The sequence below is a fragment of the Enterococcus raffinosus genome, assembly GCF_018917525.1.
GTDB lineage: Bacteria > Bacillota > Bacilli > Lactobacillales > Enterococcaceae > Enterococcus_A > Enterococcus_A raffinosus_A.
In genome coordinates this window covers 102,232-122,714 of record NZ_JAHLOS010000008.1, presented here as the reverse complement: position 1 = coordinate 122,714, position 20,483 = coordinate 102,232, and the positions used below count along the sequence as shown (strand labels likewise).

The 20,483-nt window shown below is 37.9% G+C and carries 25 protein-coding genes; 10 read left to right on the top strand and 15 right to left on the bottom strand.

Translation table 11 applies throughout. The annotated features are described in order from the left end of the window. The first annotated feature begins 205 nt into the window (after positions 1–205). From KQI58_RS07880 to KQI58_RS07870, 3 genes are all read left to right on the top strand, one after another. On the top strand, positions 206–475 hold the full coding sequence (locus KQI58_RS07880; protein WP_016178166.1) for a hypothetical protein: 270 nt from the start codon (positions 206–208) through the stop codon (positions 473–475). Positions 476–521: 46 nt separating this feature from the next. Then, a complete protein-coding gene (locus KQI58_RS07875; RefSeq protein ID WP_216407992.1) occupies positions 522–1,445 on the top strand; it encodes a DNA/RNA non-specific endonuclease in 924 nt (307 codons plus the stop codon). Between the two features lie 93 nt (positions 1,446–1,538). Beyond that, positions 1,539–2,549, top strand: a complete 1,011-nt coding sequence (locus KQI58_RS07870; RefSeq protein WP_216407990.1) for an LPXTG cell wall anchor domain-containing protein — start codon at positions 1,539–1,541, stop codon at positions 2,547–2,549. A gap of 50 nt (positions 2,550–2,599) precedes the next feature. On the opposite strand, the gene fsa is transcribed toward KQI58_RS07870, so the two are convergent. After that, positions 2,600–3,253: a fructose-6-phosphate aldolase gene (gene fsa / locus KQI58_RS07865; protein ID WP_216407988.1), complete on the bottom strand. Its 654-nt coding sequence runs from the start codon at positions 3,251–3,253 to the stop codon at positions 2,600–2,602. A gap of 229 nt (positions 3,254–3,482) precedes the next feature. On the opposite strand from fsa, the gene KQI58_RS07860 reads away from it, so the two are divergent. Then, positions 3,483–3,854 carry a YxeA family protein gene (locus KQI58_RS07860; protein WP_216407986.1) on the top strand — a complete coding sequence of 124 codons (372 nt, stop codon included), beginning with the start codon at positions 3,483–3,485 and terminating at the stop codon, positions 3,852–3,854. A gap of 33 nt (positions 3,855–3,887) precedes the next feature. Here the strand turns inward: KQI58_RS07860 and KQI58_RS07855 are convergent, their stop codons facing one another. After that, a complete protein-coding gene (locus KQI58_RS07855; RefSeq protein WP_216407984.1) occupies positions 3,888–4,196 on the bottom strand; it encodes a carboxymuconolactone decarboxylase family protein in 309 nt (102 codons plus the stop codon). 336 nt (positions 4,197–4,532) lie between these two features. Between KQI58_RS07855 and KQI58_RS07850 the strand changes: the two genes are divergently transcribed. The 4 genes from KQI58_RS07850 to KQI58_RS07835 all read left to right on the top strand — a co-directional run bounded on the left by KQI58_RS07850 (position 4,533) and on the right by KQI58_RS07835 (position 6,095). After that, entirely contained in the window at positions 4,533–4,901 is a 369-nt protein-coding gene (locus KQI58_RS07850) for a DUF6713 family protein (protein ID WP_216407982.1), read from the top strand. 137 nt (positions 4,902–5,038) lie between these two features. Continuing rightward, positions 5,039–5,353 (top strand): PadR family transcriptional regulator, encoded by a 315-nt coding sequence (locus tag KQI58_RS07845; protein WP_216407980.1) that lies wholly within the window; start codon positions 5,039–5,041, stop codon positions 5,351–5,353. Continuing rightward, positions 5,350–5,934, top strand: coding sequence for a DUF1700 domain-containing protein (locus KQI58_RS07840; RefSeq protein WP_048722093.1), 585 nt, complete (start codon positions 5,350–5,352; stop codon positions 5,932–5,934). Before KQI58_RS07845 ends, KQI58_RS07840 begins: the two co-directional genes overlap by 4 nt. Beyond that, positions 5,931–6,095: a hypothetical protein gene (locus tag KQI58_RS07835; protein ID WP_216407978.1), complete on the top strand. Its 165-nt coding sequence runs from the start codon at positions 5,931–5,933 to the stop codon at positions 6,093–6,095. The genes KQI58_RS07840 and KQI58_RS07835 overlap by 4 nt, the downstream gene beginning before the upstream one ends. An 88-nt stretch (positions 6,096–6,183) precedes the next feature. On the opposite strand, the gene KQI58_RS07830 is transcribed toward KQI58_RS07835, so the two are convergent. Next, positions 6,184–6,582 carry an FMN-binding protein gene (locus tag KQI58_RS07830; RefSeq protein WP_216407975.1) on the bottom strand — a complete coding sequence of 133 codons (399 nt, stop codon included), beginning with the start codon at positions 6,580–6,582 and terminating at the stop codon, positions 6,184–6,186. Positions 6,583–6,595: 13 nt separating this feature from the next. Continuing rightward, a complete protein-coding gene (locus KQI58_RS07825; protein ID WP_216407973.1) occupies positions 6,596–7,024 on the bottom strand; it encodes a MerR family transcriptional regulator in 429 nt (142 codons plus the stop codon). A 138-nt stretch (positions 7,025–7,162) separates the two neighbouring features. Between KQI58_RS07825 and KQI58_RS07820 the strand changes: the two genes are divergently transcribed. Beyond that, positions 7,163–7,690 (top strand): GNAT family N-acetyltransferase, encoded by a 528-nt coding sequence (locus tag KQI58_RS07820; protein ID WP_216407971.1) that lies wholly within the window; start codon positions 7,163–7,165, stop codon positions 7,688–7,690. Between the two features lie 86 nt (positions 7,691–7,776). Then, positions 7,777–8,409, top strand: coding sequence for a pentapeptide repeat-containing protein (locus KQI58_RS07815; RefSeq protein WP_216407969.1), 633 nt, complete (start codon positions 7,777–7,779; stop codon positions 8,407–8,409). A gap of 45 nt (positions 8,410–8,454) precedes the next feature. Here KQI58_RS07815 and KQI58_RS07810 read toward each other — a convergent pair whose 3' ends face one another. The 11 genes from KQI58_RS07810 to KQI58_RS07755 form a co-directional block, all read right to left on the bottom strand. Then, positions 8,455–9,066, bottom strand: coding sequence for a hypothetical protein (locus KQI58_RS07810; protein WP_216407967.1), 612 nt, complete (start codon positions 9,064–9,066; stop codon positions 8,455–8,457). A 211-nt stretch (positions 9,067–9,277) separates the two neighbouring features. Then, positions 9,278–9,703 (bottom strand): Spx/MgsR family RNA polymerase-binding regulatory protein, encoded by a 426-nt coding sequence (locus KQI58_RS07805; RefSeq protein ID WP_216407965.1) that lies wholly within the window; start codon positions 9,701–9,703, stop codon positions 9,278–9,280. 511 nt (positions 9,704–10,214) lie between these two features. Beyond that, the gene (locus KQI58_RS07800) at positions 10,215–11,573 is read right to left on the bottom strand and encodes an FAD-dependent oxidoreductase (RefSeq protein WP_253295835.1); all 1,359 of its coding nucleotides are present in this window, start codon (positions 11,571–11,573) and stop codon (positions 10,215–10,217) included. A gap of 163 nt (positions 11,574–11,736) precedes the next feature. After that, positions 11,737–12,297: an ECF transporter S component gene (locus KQI58_RS07790; protein WP_216407961.1), complete on the bottom strand. Its 561-nt coding sequence runs from the start codon at positions 12,295–12,297 to the stop codon at positions 11,737–11,739. Continuing rightward, positions 12,284–12,691: a DUF4430 domain-containing protein gene (locus tag KQI58_RS07785; RefSeq protein WP_216407959.1), complete on the bottom strand. Its 408-nt coding sequence runs from the start codon at positions 12,689–12,691 to the stop codon at positions 12,284–12,286. The genes KQI58_RS07790 and KQI58_RS07785 overlap by 14 nt, the downstream gene beginning before the upstream one ends. A gap of 537 nt (positions 12,692–13,228) precedes the next feature. After that, a complete protein-coding gene (locus KQI58_RS07780) occupies positions 13,229–14,629 on the bottom strand; it encodes a YfcC family protein (protein ID WP_216407957.1) in 1,401 nt (466 codons plus the stop codon). Positions 14,630–14,674: 45 nt separating this feature from the next. Further along, positions 14,675–16,171, bottom strand: coding sequence for an amidohydrolase family protein (locus KQI58_RS07775; protein WP_216407955.1), 1,497 nt, complete (start codon positions 16,169–16,171; stop codon positions 14,675–14,677). Positions 16,172–16,196: 25 nt separating this feature from the next. Further along, entirely contained in the window at positions 16,197–16,907 is a 711-nt protein-coding gene (locus KQI58_RS07770; protein ID WP_216407953.1) for a GntR family transcriptional regulator, read from the bottom strand. 68 nt (positions 16,908–16,975) lie between these two features. After that, a complete protein-coding gene (locus tag KQI58_RS07765; RefSeq protein WP_216407951.1) occupies positions 16,976–17,791 on the bottom strand; it encodes a fructoselysine 6-kinase in 816 nt (271 codons plus the stop codon). Positions 17,792–17,802: 11 nt separating this feature from the next. Then, a complete protein-coding gene (locus tag KQI58_RS07760; RefSeq protein ID WP_216407949.1) occupies positions 17,803–18,771 on the bottom strand; it encodes an SIS domain-containing protein in 969 nt (322 codons plus the stop codon). Between the two features lie 405 nt (positions 18,772–19,176). Then, on the bottom strand, positions 19,177–20,400 hold the full coding sequence (locus tag KQI58_RS07755; protein WP_216407947.1) for an MFS transporter: 1,224 nt from the start codon (positions 20,398–20,400) through the stop codon (positions 19,177–19,179). Positions 20,401–20,483: the final 83 nt, after the last annotated feature.

Below are 20,483 nucleotides of genomic sequence, written 5' to 3'. Positions count from 1 at the left end.
GATTTGCGTCATTGTCCGTTCATCCTTTATTGATTGTGTGAGAACTTCAATAATACATGAAATTGGGCAATGACGTTTTTTTATTGTCTTAAGTGGCTAAGTTCATTATAAAATCCGCCCTTTTAATCATTTCGTTATCAAAGCATTAATTGCTTAAAAATGCTAAAATTAGGCTATACATTTAAATTAAAAAGGAAGTGATTTTTTGGAAGAATATCGCGGCTTATTAGAAAAGACGATTTTACTGCAAGAAAAGCCGATCATGATGTCCTTATTGATCATGAGCGATGGTGAAAACAAGACGGAAGTTTTAATCAAAGACCGTTATTTATCCAGTTACGTTTTTCGTTTACCGGAAAATAAATATATGATCCACATTGAAGGTCGCCGCAACAAACGGAATCAATTGGTAGCCAAACATTTTGAGATTATGAATCCAGATGAATATATTAAAATCATCGGTGCACCTGAATAAGCAAGGCTACATTACTTAATTTACAGAAAGAATAGGAGCAATTTCCTTGTCAAAGAAAACCAAACTAGTTGCTGCGATCGTAATTGCGGCAGCTAGTTTCGCTGTGTACAGCGCAAAAGAACAGCTTCAACAACCAGCATCAAATACACCGCAAACAACACAAAAGCAAACTCAAGTTGTACCGCCTGAAGAGGATTTGGCTCAGCTAAATTATGAAGGCACACAGACCATCGATATCAACCAGAATAATCCAACCTTTTCTAAAGAGGAGCTCTCAACCAAAAATGGACCGTGGGAAAAATATGGCGACTTAGATCATTTGAATCGTGCAACAGACGCCGAGGCATTGCTGAATAAGAAACTGATGCCAACGGAGAAACGTGGTGAAATTTCCAGTGTGACGCCCACTGGTTGGCACAACAAAAAAATCAATGGTCAATACCTATTCAATCGGTCACATTTGATCGGTTATCAATTGACCGGGCAAAATGCCAACTGGAAAAATTTAATTACCGGAACTCGTCAGTTGAACAGTCCAGAAATGCTGCGTTTCGAGATGGATATCAAATACTATTTGGAAAAAAGCAAGAAAAACTATGTTCGCTATTCCGTCGTTCCCGTTTTTCGCGGTGATGAACTTTTAGCCCGCGGCGTTCACATGATGGCTCAATCAATCGGAGATGATGAGATCCACTTCAATGTTTATATTTTCAATGTTCAAAACGGTGTAACTCTCAATTATGCAGATGGTACAAGCACGACAGAAGTGAACTCCCCTTCTTCAACTTCAGAGTCTGTCTCCAACGAGAAAGAATATGTCGATAAAAATGGAAAAGGCCTGATAAAAGGCTCGAAAAGCGGTGTCTATCACCTGCCTGGCAGTAAATATTATGAGAATACAACCAATCCGCGGGCTTGGTTTAAAACAATCGAAGAAGCGAAAAAGGCAGGTTATCGCCCTGCAAAATAAATTTGTCAAAGTTCTCAACTTTTTCTTTACAGATATATTTCTTATGTTACAATAATATTACGAAATATAGACAAATTATTAGGAGTGATTACTTTGAAAAAACTTTTTTTTGCTTTATCGTTATTCATTCTCTTCCCCATTAGTGCAAATGCCGAAACTGAAAGTACCACTGCAGCGTACAATTCCCCAGCAGCCGCAACTGAGCAAACAACTCCCGCTGAAAATAGTGCAACAGTCGACTCTGAAAACACTACAGAATCAACTTCGGCTAGTGCTACTGAAAACAGTGAGGTAAAAGATATTCAGCAAGCGAAAGATGATACGATTGACCAAATTGAAAAAGAAACAGGTGTAAAGAAAAGCAGTGATCCGATTGGTAGCGAATACGATACTAATAAGATTCGTGAAATGTTAAAAGGTGAATCAATGAAAAGCATCATCTCATCTAGTGAAGTAGATGGTTACACCGATCAGCAGCTATTGAATGCCATGACACTTTGTGAGCGAATTGGTACCGATACTTATGGTTTAGATGTTGGCGGGTATGCACGTATCCTGCAAGCTTTGTATAAGGATAAAAGCCTGTCTTGGGATAAAATAGAAAATATTATGAATTACAATCCGAGTAATTACACGAATGCTCTTGAAATGATTGATCAAATTGACAGCCTGCAAGCTTATTTGGCAGCACTGTACCCTAGCAACAGTTCTTTCATGCCGATTCGCCAAATGAGCAATCAGGAATTGACGAATGTCTTAAAGTACATTTCGCCAATCCAAGAAAAAATGATCGGTACTGAAGGCGACTTCTTCCCAGGTATCATCGCTTGGATCAGTCGATATGCAGAAAAAGATGATGTGCGTAATGGGGCAACCAGCTCTAGTACAACTGAAACATCAACGACAGAGAGTTCAACAACCACTTCAACAACGCAAAGTGCTGAAAACAACGCCCCAGCAAAAAACGATAACGACAAAAAAGACGATAAGGGCGGCTTCTTACCAAAAACAGGTGAAGAAAGAAGAACCTGGCTTACTGTAGCTGGTGTCATCATCTTGGTAGTCATCGCGTTTATCATGATTCGCCGCAATCGTAAAAAATAATAAAAAATCAGTGAGCGGGAATTTTAACATTCTTCCCCTCACTGATTTTTTTATTTTTGTTTTTCTTGATATGCTTGCCAATCAGCTTCAAACTGTGCAATCCCATTCGTCGTTAATGGATGGCTCCATAACTTTGGAAACAGATTTCCAGGAATCGTCGCAATGTCTGAGCCTGCTAAGGCAGCCGCTTCAACGTGTCCAAGATTTCGAACGCTGGCTGCGATGATTTCCACATCAAAATCATAACTATCAAAAATTTCTCTTAAATCACTCACTAGCTGAATGCCGTCAGAAGCAATATCATCTAACCGACCGATGAAAGGACTAACATAGGTAGCACCTGCTTTGGCAGCCATCAATCCTTGTGCCGCTGAAAAGATCAGGGTAACGTTAGTTTTGATCCCTTCTTGCGAAATCGTGTGAACAGCCTTTAGTCCAGCTTCTGTCATTGGAATTTTCACCACAATATTTTCTGCCCATTGATGGATTTCACGCGCTTCATTAATCATTCCTTCGCTGTCCAATGAGGTAACTTCTGCGCTGACTGGTCCGCTGACAATTTTGCAAATTTCTTTGATGACCGTTTCGAAATCTTTCCCCTCTTTTGCAATGATCGTCGGATTCGTTGTGACACCGTCTACCAAGCCGAGCTGATTGATCCGTTCAATCTCTTCAATATTCGCTGTGTCTAGAAAAAACTTCATATTTTCCTCCTAATTAATTGTGTGTTCCATCGCAACAGCACTTGAACTTTTACCGACATTTCTTCTTCACTTAAGTATACTCACTCATACTGGCTTCTTCAATATTAGATATTTCCCTCAGCTATTGTGACAGTTTTGTTAGTTCCAGATAGGTCCCTCGCCTGATTTTTAAAGCCAGGAAACTTGTTATGCTAAATGTATCAAGTTTGAAAGGACGATTAATCAATTTATGATAAAAAAAATACTTGGGGTTATTTTAGGAATCTTCATTCTGTTATTTGGAGCGATGCTTTACTCAAAGAATTCTTCTAGCGAAGTTGCTGGAACCCTTGACCAGTTAAATCCTTTAGTTCCTAAAAGTGAGCTTTATGTGAAAACAACTAAACCTCACTCTGTCAACGGCTACGGAACAGCCAGTTATGAACAACTCGCAGCAAACAAAGATGGAAAGACACGAACGATTCAATTTAATGGAATTTCCGAACTAAAAACAGACCGTTACTTGAAATTGACCAATAAGGGGGCTCATGTTGAGACCTATGAAGAAGTGCGCCGTGATCAGGTTCCAGAAAAAGCACTAAAGGAAATTGATCCTCGATAAAAAACTGGGAAGGCATTTGCCATCCCAGTTTTTCTAATTTTTGTCAAATGCTTCCAGTGCTGCGGGCAAAGCATTGATCACTTCATTTCCTACTGCTGGTAAGCCAACCATAACTGCACTGATTATTTCTTCTCGTGATGCTCCTGCTTTTTTGGCAAGCATAACATGAAACGGCAAGCCACTGGTTTTCCCTGTCGATGCTAAAACTGCGAGATACGATAAATGCTGTGTTTTATCATCTAATACACTAATTTCGCCCCATGAATGGATCATTTCATTAAAAGCTTTTTGATATTCTGTTGCTTCTCTGGCAAATGTTTCAAAAGAATTACTTACTGTCATCTAGGCACACTCCTTTTTTATAAGTGTATCAAATTCTGATGCACTTAGGTTAGGTCATCCCGTAATGCCTCGATTATATTTTCTTTTTTTATTTTCTCGATAGCGTAAAACATCGTAATTACGACGATCAGAAATACTCCACGAGATTAATCAATACGCGAAAAAAGTCTTTGCACTACTCTATCGTACTATTTTTGTAGATTATTCATGAGAATAAGATCTTAAACACTCGATAACGCTACAAAAGCTTTAACTTATATTTTCTTCCTTTTCCCCTGTCTTCTCTATGCTATAGTGATAAAGACAAAGTAAAAGAAATGAAAACGAGGTGAAATCATGACAAACTTAATAAATGGCCTTTTTGCACTTGAACTAGGTTTGTTGCTAACCCATGAAATGGATGCCGTTCGTCATAAAGAATGGAAAATGTTTATCTTTTTAAATGATCTTCCTGAAAATACTGCCTATTTGGTCTTTACCTTACCCCACATTCTGCTGTATGCACTCGTACTCTTTTTTCTTCTATTAAACAATATGGCCATCCTGTATATCGTTGATATTTTTATCATTTGCCATCTTTTCCTACATTTTCTTTTTAGGAAGCACCCTAATAATCAGCTGACTGGTTTTTGGTCACTAGCAATAATTAACTCTGCTGGAATCATTGCTGCGGTTCACTTAATTTTGATGGTAATTGAAAGCTAAAGTCCCATTCTAATGAAGCTTTTCATTTTACCTATCATTCTCAATCTACCGTGTAAATTTTTGCAAAATACGCCTAAAGTCCTATAGTCCCTCTATACTATGTAATGTATAGTATAACGTATAGAGAGGTGTTGTTGATGGATAGTCAATTGAAAAAAGGTTTGATTGAGTATTGTGTTTTGGCCTCATTAGTGGAGATTGATTCCTACGGCTATCAAATCGTTAAAGAGATCCATCCACAGCTTGAGATTACCGAATCGACGCTTTACCCGATCTTAAAAAGGCTGGAAACGAATAAAAAAGTATCGACTTATTCTAAAGTCCATAATGGACGTCTGAGAAAGTATTACCAGTTAACAGATCTAGGTTTTGCCAGTATTCAGAAATTTTTACAGGAATGGAACGACGTAGAAGCCGTTCACAATTATATTAAAAGGAGTGTTGAAGAATGAATCGAGTGGAATTTATAAAGGAATTGAGCAATCATTTAGCTTATGAAGTCAGACCTAGCGAAGTCCATCGCTTGATTGAATATTACGATGAAATGATTTTGGATTTAATGGAGGATGGGTACTCTGAACGAGCCGCTGTCAAAAAATTGGGCGATCCTAAGCAGTTAGCTTATGAAGCGGCCGGCATCCCAACAGAAGTTCGCGTTCCCCGTAAATTTAACTGGCTATGGATCACTTTGTTAGTCCTCGGATTTCCATTATGGGGCAGTTTGGCACTCGCAGCATTTCTCATACTTTTAAGTATCGATATCGTTATCTGGTGTATTCCATTTACAGGAGCTTGTTTAGCAGGCGGAACGATTATCGGCGGTGTTGCTGCGGCTTTCACTAGTCCATTTGTTCTCTTCGATTCATTCTTTATGGGGGTTACTCAGCTGGGTGCAGGAATGTTCCTATTTGGCTTCGGTCTATTATGTATGTGGTTGACTTACAAATTTAGCGCTGTCTTCATGAATATGCATCGCAGCTTAATGCGTATCATTCGCCGCAATATTTTCCAAAGAAAGGTGGTCCAAGTATGAAATCAAAGCACTTAATTCCAAAGCTTGCTACTTATCTGATAGGTGCCGGTATTATATTGATGATGTTAGGCTATGCGTTGTCCGGATTTTCTTATGACCGCTATCGTATGGATTATAATGATCGTCATTGGTACAATGTTGTAGGCTTCAATGTTGATTAAATTATAAAAGAAAAGACTGTAAAATATCATCCATAAAATGGACTTTGTCTACAGCCTGAAAGATCGAATCCGCCTGGATTCGATCTTTTTAGTTATTATTTAATGCTTTTTCAACTGCCTTTTGAATGACTTTGCTCGAGTTGGTCGCTCCAGAAATGGCATCTATTGTGACCTTTTGCTGTTCCACTATTTTTTCTGGTAATACATCTGCCTTTTTTCCACGGTCATTGTAATGCTCCAGAATCTTTATTGTTTGAAAGCGATGATCCTTCACTTCGACTTTAACCTTGGCGCGAATAAAATCTACATCGTGTACTCCGACGTACTCGCCGTCCTCAAGCTGAGTCAGATCAGGTTCACGGATGGTGATTGCTTGTACAGCCTGCTTATAATCGAGAAATCGTTTGTAATAGAATATACCAAACCCGCCTACTAGCACAAGTACGGCTAAACCTATCAACAGTATCATTCTCACCTTCTTTGACATTGGCTCCCTCTCCTTATTTCCTAGTCTGGATTTGTTCAAAAATCAGTTCAATTCTTTGATTGAGCACTGCTTGATTTAGTTTATACAGTTCGTGATTTTCGAAAAGCGGCATAACATCCTCCAAGATTTCGATAATTTGGTGAGTCAGCCTGATTCGTTCCTTCATTTCTTTCAAATTGCGTTGCAACACCTCATTTGCCTTATCATTGCACGCTTGCCCTTCAGGTTCGTTATATAAGGAAGTGACTATTCGGATATCCTCTAATGAAAAATCTGCAAACTTCAGTAAAACTAAATTTTTTACGATCAGTAGATCCTCTTGATCATAATAACGATACCCATTCTCCATACGTCGAGAGGACAAAATTTCTTTTTTGTCATAATAACGCAGTGCAACTGGTGAAACTCCAGTCAGTTTTGAAAATTCCTTAATCGTCCACATGCCGCTCCCTCCTTTTTTATCATCCTAACATTCAACTTCAGGTGAAGGTCAAGTGATTTTCATTATAAAATGGACTATTTCAGACCGCTGAATCATGCTAAACTAACAACAAGAAGCAAAGTCAAAGAGGTGAAGTATATGAAAAAAATCAATTTGGTTCAACCACAAAAAAATCATGAAGCAGCTATTCAAGATTATACAGAAGAACATTTTTCTGTTGGTGAGGATTCACTGCACGGTTCCTCGCTGCTAACAGAAATGGAAAGCTATAGCGCTTGGTTAGCTCATTTGAACAAACAATCTGATAAAGCAACTGTTACTTCCGATTGGGTTGTTTCCACCACCTTGATTGCCATACGAGAAAATGATCAAAAAGTCATAGGAACGATCGATATTCGCCATGACCTAAATGAATTTCTACGAGAATTTGGCGGACATATTGGCTTTGGTGTACGACCTACCGAGCGTGGAAAAGGCTACGCTACAGAAATTTTGCGCTTAGGGTTAGAATACTGTAAAATGTTAGGACTTGAAAAAGTGATGGTCGCCTGCTACAAAGAAAATATCCCTTCAGCTAAGACGATTCTGAAAAATGGGGGTATTCTGGAGAAAGAGTTTATCCACGATGATGGGAATGAAGTCCAAGTATATTGGATCAATTTATAAAAGAATCGGTTGGAATCGATAGTCTCCAATTCGAGGAGATGCTAGAATAGTGATAGACACGACCGCTGAGAAAGGACGGGATTTTCATGAATGCTACGCTGAAAAATCACGATTACTCATTTCGTAAGCTGCAACAGGCTAATTTTCATGACATGACCTTTGAACAAGTAGATTTTTCAAACGCAGATCTGACTGGTGCAAATTTGAGCAACTGTTTATGTATTGATTGTGATTTTTCAGAAGCTATTCTTGAAGATGCATCTTTACAAGGAACTGATTTCCAAGACAGCAGCCTGCGCGGAGCAGATATTTCTGGCGCAAATCTCTATTTTGCCATGTTGGAGCACGCTGATTTGACTGATATCATCCATGATGAAAGAACAAAATTTTTTGACCTTTATTGTCCCGCTGAAGGACCATTCATTGGTTATAAAAAGTGCTTTGATTTTCGGATCGTTCAATTACTGATTCCCGCTGATGCCCGCAGAACCTCTGCAACGAATACCTGCTGCCGCTGTGACAAGGCAAAAGTTCTGACAATCAAGGACATGTATACGAACGAAGACTATGACGAAGCTGTCTCATATGTGGATGGAAATTTTGTTTATCGTGTAGGTGAATATGTAGTCGCAGAAAATTTCAATCCCAATCGCTGGGCGGATTCTACTGGCGGCATTCATTTCTGGCTGACGCGAAAAGAAGCCGAGGGATATATGTAAAAAAGACCGATCTCGCCATTGAGCTAAATGGTAAGATCGGTTTCTTTATTCACTTTTTTTTTTAGGATTCTTTTTTTCTTGGAATAAATCCAGGGTAAATCCTTTAATATCTGTAAGACGTAAGATATCTTTTAAAGAATTATATTCGTCATACATTTTTTTCTTTTCCTTATTCAACTTATAGTTGGTAACAACTCCAGACATTACCGGAGCGTTGAACATTTTAGCAGAGATCACCCGATGAATCCCCTCATTTTGGAGAACATAGCAATCATCTTCCTGATAATGGTTAAATTTGATGCGATCAGCCCCTTCAAGATTAATTTTTCCTGAATAAAAAGCTTGTTGAGCTTCGAGGCCATTTTCTTCTAATGAATGTAAGTTCTCTTCAATTTTCTCAGTTTCTCTATCCTCATTTGCTAATCCCATAAAAAGATCATAAATAGATTTTCCTTCGAAAGCTCTATTTGATTTTACCGCAACAATTTTTTGCACGGGGACGTTTTTGCTAGGACTCTCACTATTTTCTACTTTGTCATAATAATTTTCTATTTCCGTATCTTGAAACAAAACTCTCTTTTGCAATTGAATGTGCTGTAGGCTTATACCCGCCTGTAGCATACGATCAACTGCTTTCTTTTCAAATTCTGTAGTCATCTCTACCCTCCCCAACATTTGGAGAATTATTTTTCTTACTTTATAAGTTTCTCGCTATTTTAAATTAGTTAAAGCTACACTATCTCAATTTTAATAGAAGACAAAATGAAATGATAACACCTACAACGAATACAGTCGCAGGTGTCGGCTGATTATATCCATTCATGAAACACAGAAGCAATCGAATGTTTTATAAATGAAAAAAATTCGCTTATGCATAACGTTTATTTTCTAAATCCATCTGAATTAAAACCTCAGTCATTCTTCTCGAGGCGATTCTGCGAATTTCTCGTGGGATAAACTGATGGATTTCATCTTCATTAAAACCAATTTGCAGTCTCAAATCATCCGTGATAATTGGACGTCTTAACAAACTTGGATTTTCCTCAACAATTGCCACCAACTCATTAAATGAAATGTCATCAAAATCGATAGCTAATTTTGAATAAACTTTCGAACGTGTCGAAATAATTTCTTCTGTACCCGTTTCTGTTAGCGATAATATTTCTTTGATTTCATCTCGCGACAGTGGTTCAGCAAGGATATTCCTTTCTTCAAACTCCAGACCTTGATCCTTCAACCAAGACTTTGCTTTTCTACAAGAAGCACAACTAGATGAGCTAAATAATTTAATCATTTTATAAACACCTTTCTAAAAAATATTTTCTATACACTGTTCTCTACACTTAATACGATACAGGACATATCATTTGTTGTTAATATAATTTTCAAAAGTGCTCAAAAAAATGACTTTAAGACTTGCAAAAAAACTTCATATAATAACTTTAAAATAGAATAATTATTATCAGGGATTATCTATAGAATCCTAGTAATCTTCCTAGTTTATTTGAACCATTTAATCTTTAATCCTATGTTTAAAAAACGCGAGTTATTTTCGTTCATAGGTTGAATCATTTATTTCTTTGAGAAAGCAAAATATGATAATCCATTTTAGACCTCCTACTTCTTTTCTATTTTGTATAATTTTTAATTGAATTTTCTCGCTTGATTATTGGTACATGCTTGTAGGATTATCGAAAAAGTGTTTTTCTTATACAACTTAAAAAGACCACTGAAAATGATTTGCCATTTTTCAGTGGTCTATTGTCATTTTTTTATGACATCTATTTTAAAAGAATACCTGGAAATTACGCTTTATTTTCCTGACGAAGAGCTTTTAACCCAGCCATATTAAGCAAGTTCCACGGCGTATCAAACTCCGGTTGGAAAAAGAAATCCGCGTAAGCTAACTGCTCGATCGTAAATTTCGTTTGAATCGCGATCGAAATTGCATTGATGTTCGCTGTTAAATCTTTTTTCGACATAATTTGTGCTCCTAAGATTGCATAGGTCTCAGGATCATAAACCAATTTAAACAGCATCCGTTCTTTCAGATCTGCCGGAACGAAATCCATCAATGTATCTTGATCCAATAAAACTGATTTTGTTTTAATCTCTAGCCGTTCTGCCATCTGATCATTCAAACCGGTTGAAGCAAATTTGTAATCAAACACCCGTAACGCAGATGAACCTTGTACCCCTGGAAATGGATAGTTTGCTTCTTCTAAATTTTTCACAGCATAACGCCCTTGACGTCGTGCATTTGTCGCTAGCGCAATATTCACGGTCGTTTGTCCAGGATTGTATTGAATTAACGTCGCATCACCGACTGCAAAGACATCTTCTGCGCTTGTCCGCATATATTCATCGGTTTTAATCATCCCATTTGGATGCATGTCCACAGCACCTTTTAGCCAAGCTGTATTGGGTCTTACACCAGCCGACATAACAACTAGTTCAGCTGGATGTTCTCCTTTATCGGTTACAACTTTAGTAACTTTTCCATTTTCACCGACAAATTCAACGACTTTTTCTTCCATCGCTAGGTTCATACCGTTGTTTGTCATTTCTTTTTCTAGAATATCGGTGAATTCTTGGTCAAGATACACACCTAATGGTCGGGTGATGATATCTACAAGTGTCACATTTTTTCCAGCCTTCGCAAAGGCTTCTGCGGCTTCGATCCCGATATAACCGCCACCCACGACGACAACATTTTGAATAGCTGGATCAACCGAATGCAACTTCAAATCGATCGTATCTTGACGACCGCGCATTGTTTCTATGTTTTCAAATCCATGGCCAGGAACTGGCAAGACAAACGGATTTGCCCCTGGACTTAAAATCAATTTATCATACGTTTCTTTACGTGTTTGACCGCTAACATGATCCAAAATTTCGACTTCGTGATTGTCAGGTATTACTTTGGTAATTTCAGTATTGGTAAAAACGCGAACCCCGCGTTGTTCCATCTCTTCGGCTGTCATGTAACGAATTGAATTTACGTCTTTCACGACTCCTTCGAGATACATTTGCGTGCCTCATCCCATAAACGAGATAAAGTCGCCCTTTTCGTACCATTGCACTTCCGCTTTGGGATGAGTCAACAGTAACTCTTCGACTGCTTCATAGCCGCCGTGTGAAGATCCTAATACAATAACCTTCATCAAAAATCCCTCCTGTATAATTTATTCGATACACTTATATTGTAGCTTACACCCGATAGATAAAGACATTTTTTAGCTCACGGTCATAAAGTAATACAAAATAAGATATACCTGAGATGAGTAATCACCTGAAGTATATCTTATCTATCATTTATTCTTTTATTCATTTGCTATTTTGCTTATACCATCTCTGAATCGTTTTTGTTAATAGTTTTTTCAAAACAGGCGTTAATAACAAATAGAAAGCAACGTTTCCGACAGCATGCATCGTATCAACAGGAATTCCAGCTAAATAGTACGGTAAAAATGCTGAAATACCTAAAAATGGCGCTTGAACTGCTGATATGAAAAAACCAAATAACAATCCTGTGATTCCGGCATAAATCGCTTGTATCAGAATGCTCTTTCTAAATTGCGGAACTCTTTTGAGCAGTCCCGTCAAGAAAATGATTAAAAAATAGGTCACTACTTGAGCAATTGTCCAAACGCCCATTCCCATATAAAAATTTGTGATCAGAATAGAAAGCAGACTAACCAATAACCCTTGATAAGTTCCCCAATAGATGGTGATAATTAATAATATTGCTGTAACCGGCTGCACATTAACAATGAACTGAAAAAAAGTCCGACTGACCACACATAAAGCAACAAGCATAGATAGCAAGCTTAATTCCTTCACCCCTAATGTGAGGGTAGAATAAATAGTTCGACTAGAATTGTTCAAGCTTGAACACCACTCGATCGTCTTTTTTTAGTGTAACGTCCTTTGCTCCTGAATTTACTTGTTCATCATTAATTGTAAAAACCCAATACTTATTATTTTTAGCGTCCTGCGAATGTCCGTCAAGTGAAGTGATCATCCCGTCATCATCTTCAACCGAATAATTTTCCTTTAAAACATCAAATAGATTTTGCCCTTTTTTAAATGAGATTTCCTTTTTGGATAATTCTTTATCTCCATCTAATAAAGTGATACTTGCTTTTTCTTCTGATTTTTCACTACTTGACACTTTTTCCTCCGCCATACTACTATCTGTAGAATCTGCTGATTTTGGCGTACAGCCGCTAAAAAGCATTAAACTTACAAAAAGTGCAAAAAATAAATTTCTTTTCTTCATTTCCTCATCCCCTTAGGTTTATTAAACAAAAAGACACCCAGAAATCATGGGTGTCCAAAAAAACCAATGAAACAAACGACCCTGATATTGCTTGTTCGAATCAATCCACACTAGTGTCTGACTTTGCATGATGCATTACAGTAGAAAGGGACTGTAAAGGAATTTCACCTTTTTCCTAGTTGTTGATTGACGGTTATTAAGTTTTAAAGACAAATACCTTTTTTGATTGCTCCTTCAATAAATGATTAAAGAAAGCCTCTACTAAAAGAACAACTCTGAACAAATAAAAAAGCATTGTCCTCTATATTCAAAATAACAGATTTCTTCTATAAAATAAATACTATTGAGACAATCTATAAAGTATGTGTTTAGACAAAACAAATAAGTAATACTAAATAGGATAAAATTGCTTTTTGCTTAATGAAAAAATTTCCAACAAAATTCACTAAAAACAAAAGGTCCCTTACGGTTTTACTATCGTAAGGGACTAATTGAATGATTATATCACTTGAAATGTTTTTAATTATTCTAGATTTTTTATAACAATGTGGCTATATACAACAGGATAGCTGAAGCAACGAATAAAATCACAAAAATCTTCGATCCAACCTTTAACCATTTAGAGAAATTGATTTCAGCAATCGCTAATCCCGCTAATAAAACTCCACCAGTTGGTGAAATTAAATTCATTAGACCATTACCGAACTGATTACTTAAAACGACAACATCTCGATTAATATGAACCAAATCAGCAAGTGGTGCCATAACAGGCATCGTTAATGCTGCAGCGCCAGAAGAGGAAGGTACAAAGAAAGTCACAATCACTTGAGCAACTAATAAAATAGCTGAAAACATGAATTTCGGCAAGCCTCCTAATAGATTGGCTAAACAGTTCAAGATTGTGTCTATGATCATTCCGTTTTCTAAAATGACTAATACACCGCGAGCAAGACCGATAATTACTGCCGCATAGGCAAAGTCAGCACAGCCTTCAACAAAAGCTTCTGCAATCTGCTTTTGATTAAATCTAGCTACAATTCCTGCATACAAGCCTATTCCTACAAACAATGCAGAAATTTCGACCATATACCAGCCCTGCGAAATAATTCCCCAGATCATAATCATCAATCCAACAATAAATCCACCAATGATCCACTTATCACTCATACTAAAAGGCTTATCAACTTCAAAGTTTTGAAATTTGTGCTTCACTCTTTGATCATTCTTATAGACAATGGAAGATTCAGGATTTGCCTTAACTTTTTTTGCATAATGCATCGTAAAAATGATCGAGATCGCTGTTATAACTGCCCAGCAAATTACTCGATAGATCAACAGTGGATTTCCGTGGACATCTGCTACTCCTTGGGCAATCAGAACGTTGAAGGGATTGATAGTCGAACCAATATACCCCGCCTGAGTACCTAAAAAGAGAATCAAAATCGCCGTCATAGAATCAAATCCTAGTGAAAACATTAGTGAGACAAAAACGGCGAATAGCGGGATAACTTCTTCACTCATACCAAAAGTCGAACCACCCAAGCTAAATAGGATCATGGAAAGTGGAATCACCAAGATCCCTTTATCCCCCAAAGATTGAGCTAAGGTAAATAATCCCCGATCCACCGCTCCTGTTTTTAAAATAATTCCAAAAGCGCCACCAACAATCAAGACAAACGCCACCACTTCGACTGCGTTGATCACACCAGCAGCTGGAGCTTCTAATATGGCACCGATCCCTTGTCCGTAGCCGGCCTTATCAATTTGATGATAGGTTCCTGGAACAACAGTTGTTTTTTCCATCCCATTAATCGTTTCTACGATTGTTTTAAACTGACCACTGGGAATGAACCATGTTAACAGGGCTGCAACAATAATCAAAAGGAAGATCAAGGTATAGCTATGGGGAAAAACAAACTTCTTTTTCTTAAGTTCCATCTAGTTTAACACTCCTTATATCGTATCATAACGTTATATCAAAATTTACACTTTTTCATAAACCTTTACACCATCCAAATAAGTCATGATGGTCCTAGCGTCAGCAACTTCCTCACAGACAGTTTGTGTCAAATCACGATCAAAAATGGCAAATGTCGCTGATTTCCCTACTTGAAGAACACCGTAACCTTCCTTACCATTAGCCGCAAATCCATTTTTGGTGAAGCTTTGCAATAATTCTATTGTTGTCAGCCCTTTTTCTGGTTGCCACGTTTCATTTCCATGCGGGAAACGCCGAAAACAGGCTCGAACGATTGATTCAGGTAAATTGGTGATAAAAAGCGGTAAGTCAGTTCCACTAGTTATTGAAACACCAGCTTCTCGCAATAATTGATAATTGAAAAAGGCTTTCTTCTCATTTCTGATAACTTCAGTCATGTAGGCCTCCTGATAGGAGGGATTTAACCCCAGTATCTGCGGATAAATCTCAGCAATGATTTTTCCTTCTGCCATCTCTCTCACCATTTCCTTTGTGATCATCTCTAGATCACTTATAGAATTATACACGCCTCCGGGTAAGCGCTTTCCATAATGGTTAAGAATTTTGGCAGCCTCTAATCCCGCTCGATCCCCTTCTGTAGTTAAACAGCATGGAACAGCCAATTGATTCCATCTTTCTACTTCATCAGCAATCACTTGATAATCGATCTCAGGGCCTTTTTTACCAGAAGAATATGTTCCTAGAATATCTCCAGTTTCATCTGCAACCACACCATCGACCATAATCTTGATTCCACCAAAGGTTATCTTTGCAGGAAATGGCTCTTCTTTATATTGTTCAACTAGTCGCACATCAATTGGCTGCTCTACGGATTGAAGATAAAAGTGTGTAACCAATTTTCGTGCTTCTATTTGCTTCAAGAATTCAGCATCATCAAAAACAATTTCTTTGATCGACACCACACCTCTTGAAAACAATAATTGTTCAAATTCATGATAAACTTTTTGGACTAGTTCTTGATTGCATAGCATCTCTTTAATCAAACGAAAACGGCTTTCCGCACTTGTTTCTGTTTCATTGAAGCCATAACGCTCTTTCGCCTGTCGATTCATCCAGCAATAAGAACGATCACAGGCAATTGCCGTAATGGGTCCCTGATAATCAAGCTGCTCCAGTAAATCTTGAGTAGGCAATCCTCCCCAAACCTGCGGTGACCAGCCATACGCGTAGATGGGCTCAGCTTTTTTTAGGTCAAGTACTTCTTTAATTTTTTGCAAAGCCTCTAGTTCTGAGCTTGTTTCTGCTAAGTCAATCCCCGCGTGCATGCTTAAATAACCGCTAAAAAACACATGATTATCGTGTAATCCTGGCATGATGAAATAATCATCGTATTCAAGTACTGTTGTTTGATCATCAAGCAAATGCTGATACGACCAATCTTTCTTTATTTCTTTAATTTTCTCTCCGCTAAAAGCGATATAGCCTTTGAAGGGAGAGTTTTCTCCATCGAAAATGTAATTAGAACGAAGAATTTTTCGCATGTCGCCCACTCCTGTTATTGGAGAATTATAGGCTGAACTTGTAGACCTCACCTAGATAGTATTGGTATCCTAAATGAATAGGCTGTTGATTTTGATCATTTATCAAGGTATTCACATAAAAGAACGGGGTACCAATTCCTACTTCCATTATTTTCGCCAATTGGTCATCAGCAATCGCTAACTCAAGTGTCGTCTCACCTGGATTGATCGCTAATATCTCTTGTTTTGCCAAAAGTTGATAAAGAGAGCCTGTTAAATCTGCAGTCAATAGCGATTCAAATCGTTTTTTGTCGAAGTAATTATTTTCCAGTAAGATTGGCATGCCATCAGACATCCGTTTACGCTGAGTGTAAATCACTTCATCCCCAACAGCTAGCTGCAGCTTTTCCGCAAGTTCAGGAGTAGCAGAGATTATTTTCCTCTCCAAAAGCTGACTAGTAGGTGTAAAACCATTCGCCAGACAGCTTTCAGTAAAGCCTGTCACATACTCAATTTTACGAAAAACCTTATGCTGGTTTACAAAGGTCCCTTTTCCCTGCTTCTTGATCAAATAGCCTTCTTTTACCAAGTCCTGAATTGCCCTGCGGACAGTAATCCGACTAACTGAATAGGCTTCAGTTAATTCTGGCTCAGGCGGAATCTTTTCATTCTCCTTGTATTCTCCATCTCGAATTTTACTTTTAATCACTTCTTTTAATTGTTCATATAATGGTAATTGTGCATCTGCATCTAACATAGACTGATCCTCGCTTTTCTGGATTGTATCTCCTAGTTAGAGTATCAAATGCCTTTTGATAAAACAAGCTACTCGTAAGAAACTCCATAGCCAAAAGAACCTTTGATCATGCAGGATTCACCAGCAAATTCATTGCCGCGTTTCATCGCAGTAGAAATGTCGTTCCCGTTTAGGTAGTGAATCAAAAACGCGGTTAAGAAGGAATCGCCAGCAGCCATTGTATCCATGGGCTCTCTTAAGACCGGCACCACTTCATAATACTTCTGACCATCATAGGCGATAGCCGCTTTATCCCCTCTGGTAGCAACCAATACTTCATTACGGGAAGAAAAATATTTTTTCAAAAAATCTTTCGTTTCTTGATCTGTTAACTGACTGACGGAAAAGAAACCGAAATCGACCTTGTCGATCGCGCGTAAAATTTCTTCTTCGGTAAAGTCATCTGAAAAGTCATAAGAAACCTTTGCCGGAAAATCACATAGCTCATTTAGTAGATGGTTTACGTGACTGTATAAACCCATATGGATCAATTCAAATTGAGTCAAATACTCGCGATCCTCTTGTGTCAATTCAATCGGATGCTCCCGTGTGACACCGCCTTCATTACTTCCTAAAAAAATGCGGTCCCCTTCTTTGATCTCTACTCGTGCACAACCATTTTCACCTGTTTCAAACCGCGAATGACTATAGTCAATGCTTAAGTCTTTAACAGCTGATACCACGTGCTTTCCTTCTGCATCCGAACCAAAAACACCCATAAAGCTGCTGTCTTGACCAAGTTTTTTGGCAAAGACAGCAAAATTTAGAGCATTTCCCCCAGGATACATGATTGCAAGGTTTACATATTTATCAACAACATTATCTCCTAAACCTAAAACCTTCATGTTTATTCCTCCTAGTAGTCAACTTTTCCCATATAACGTCGAACATCTAAATCATGATTACGATTATCTGCTAATGCAGAACGGTATTCCGATAATACACTATAAAATAAAATTGGATTAAAGAACTCTGAGACCTCATCCGGAATCAAATCTAAGCCTAACTCTTTTGCATCTACAACTTCCACCTTGTTAGCGTACTTGTCAAGAAAGACTTTTGCCCGCTCATCCAGTGCTCGCGTACGCCCTTGACTCATTAACAGGATAAACATCGTATCTCTGTCAGTTACCTCAAACGGCCCATGGAAGAACTCGCCGGAATGTACGGAAGTCGAATCTAACCACTGCATCTCCATCAATGAACAAATTGAAAAACCATAAGCATGCCCATAGCTTGGTCCGCTGCCTAAGATATAGTACATTGTTTCATCCTGATATTTGTCAGCGAAAACTTTGATCCGATCTTGGACCTGTTTTTTTGCATTATCAACAACAGTGTCAATAATCGTCATCCCTTCGCGGAACTTTTCATAAGCTTCATAGCCTTCTGCTGCATTGATTAATGAAACAGTTAAGTCTAAAATAATCGCCATTGGATTATTTAGCACCTTCGCGCCATCTCCCCATTCGTAAAGGAAGCTGTAGTCTGAAACCTTCAATAATTCAGCATTTTTATTATGCGTTAAACCGATCGTAATTGCACCTCTTTTTTGTGCAACTTCACCTGCTGCGACGGTTTCTTTCGTATTTCCGCCATGGGAACATAGAATAACCACAGCGTTTTCATCTAGTCGTTTGGGAACTACATGGACAAATTCATTTGCCGTATATAACCCTGTATTCGTTTTCAAAACTTCGGTTTTCATGAAATAATCCGCAACATACATATCTACTAAAGACCCTCCGCAAGCGACAAAATAAATTCCTGACAGTTCTCCTCCATTCTTCTTAACAATCTCAGCAACTACTTTTTTCACATCCATAAAAATCCTCCTCTTTATATATAACGTCATATAACGTTATACCGATAGGTACATTCTAGGATTTTTGATATATAATGTCAATGATTTTTTTGGAGGAATTTGCTTGAAGTAGTTTTCCATCAAATAAATACTGTGACTGCGACATTTTGACTGCTCTTCCATTCCTATCCAGAAAAGCAAATGAGTGGAAAAATTGTAGATATAAGCTTCAATGTTATTCCGAAATATAAAGAATTTGATTTACTTTTTACTCTCTTCTTTACTATGACATTTAACTAGAAGTGAAAGATCTACCGTTTTACGCTCTTTCTTGGATTTTGATAAGTATTTTAGACATTAAAAAAACAGACCTCTTCTTACGAATAAAGTCTGTTTATTCTTATACTATTTTGAAAACAGATATTTTTAAGCTTCTTGCACACCTTCATTTTGTGTATTAGCTGCTGTTGCTTCACCGGACTTTTTTTCGATGCGGTTTCCTAAGCGAGTAATCAATAATACGACAGCCATTAAGCCGCTAATGGCAATCCCAGCAAGATAAGAGTTTGCTCCTGCTGAAATCTTGGTTGCTGCAAGCAGCATTGGTGCTGCGAAGCCGGCTAAAGAAGAAATCAGAGTATTCATCGCAATAGCTACCGGGAATTGTTGATGATTAGCTAAAATGGATAATTCAAATGGAATCGTCGCATTGACCATAACGATCCCCATTCCCGAGAACATATTTCCAGCAATATGCAACGCAGGATTATTGAAAAAGACGATACAAATATAAGATAAAGCGAAAGCCACAAAGCCCCAGGCCATCGTATCTGTTCTAGTAATTTTGCGAATGTATTTCAATCCAAAGGCCGTACAAATTCCTCCAACATTTCCTAATGCTGTGACCATTGCCGTATATGCTGTTCCGTTCCCCTTTGAAGCTAGCAAAATCGATTGATTTGCCATAAAGATCATTAAGCAAAGCGAAGTCACAAAAGTCACGATCAGCATCACATAAACATAGCCATTCAAGCTTTTTACCGTTTTACCAAAACTGATTGAACGTTGGTTAGAGACTTCCTCTTCAGATAATTTTCGATCTTTGGGCACTAAAACTAACACAACGACTAAAATAAGAATCGCTGCTCCATAAACCCAGAATAGGTTTTGCCAATTCGTACTACCTAACACACCACCGATCGCAGTAAAGCCCATCATACCTAAATTGTTAAAGCCTACCGCCCAGCCCATGACCGCCGCACGCTCTTCACCATCAAAATGTTCTTGTAGTAAAACTGGTCCAACATTACTGATTAATCCTAACCCAAAACCTAGAGCGATCATACATGCTAAGATAATATTCAGACTGCTGTTATAAAAAACTGGCAGTAAGCCACTAATTGCTACGATAGCTACTGAAATGACGCCGATATTTTTTCTGGTCATTTTATAGGTTAACCAAGTGAAAAGTAAGGTAGCTATCAGCTGACCAAGCTGAGGAATGGAACTAAGCATTTGTACCTTAGAAATAGGTTCTTGAGGGAATGATTTTGAAATTGCGGCAATTGCCGCACCCACAACAGAGCCTGACATCAATAATAGATTCATGCTTAAAATACCTAATGCTAGAGATAATTTTTTCTTATTCATAATAATTGCACTCCTTCATATTTTGTTTACGCTTTCAAACGATAGTTAAAGTATAGGCTAGAAAAAGTACTACAACCATATGC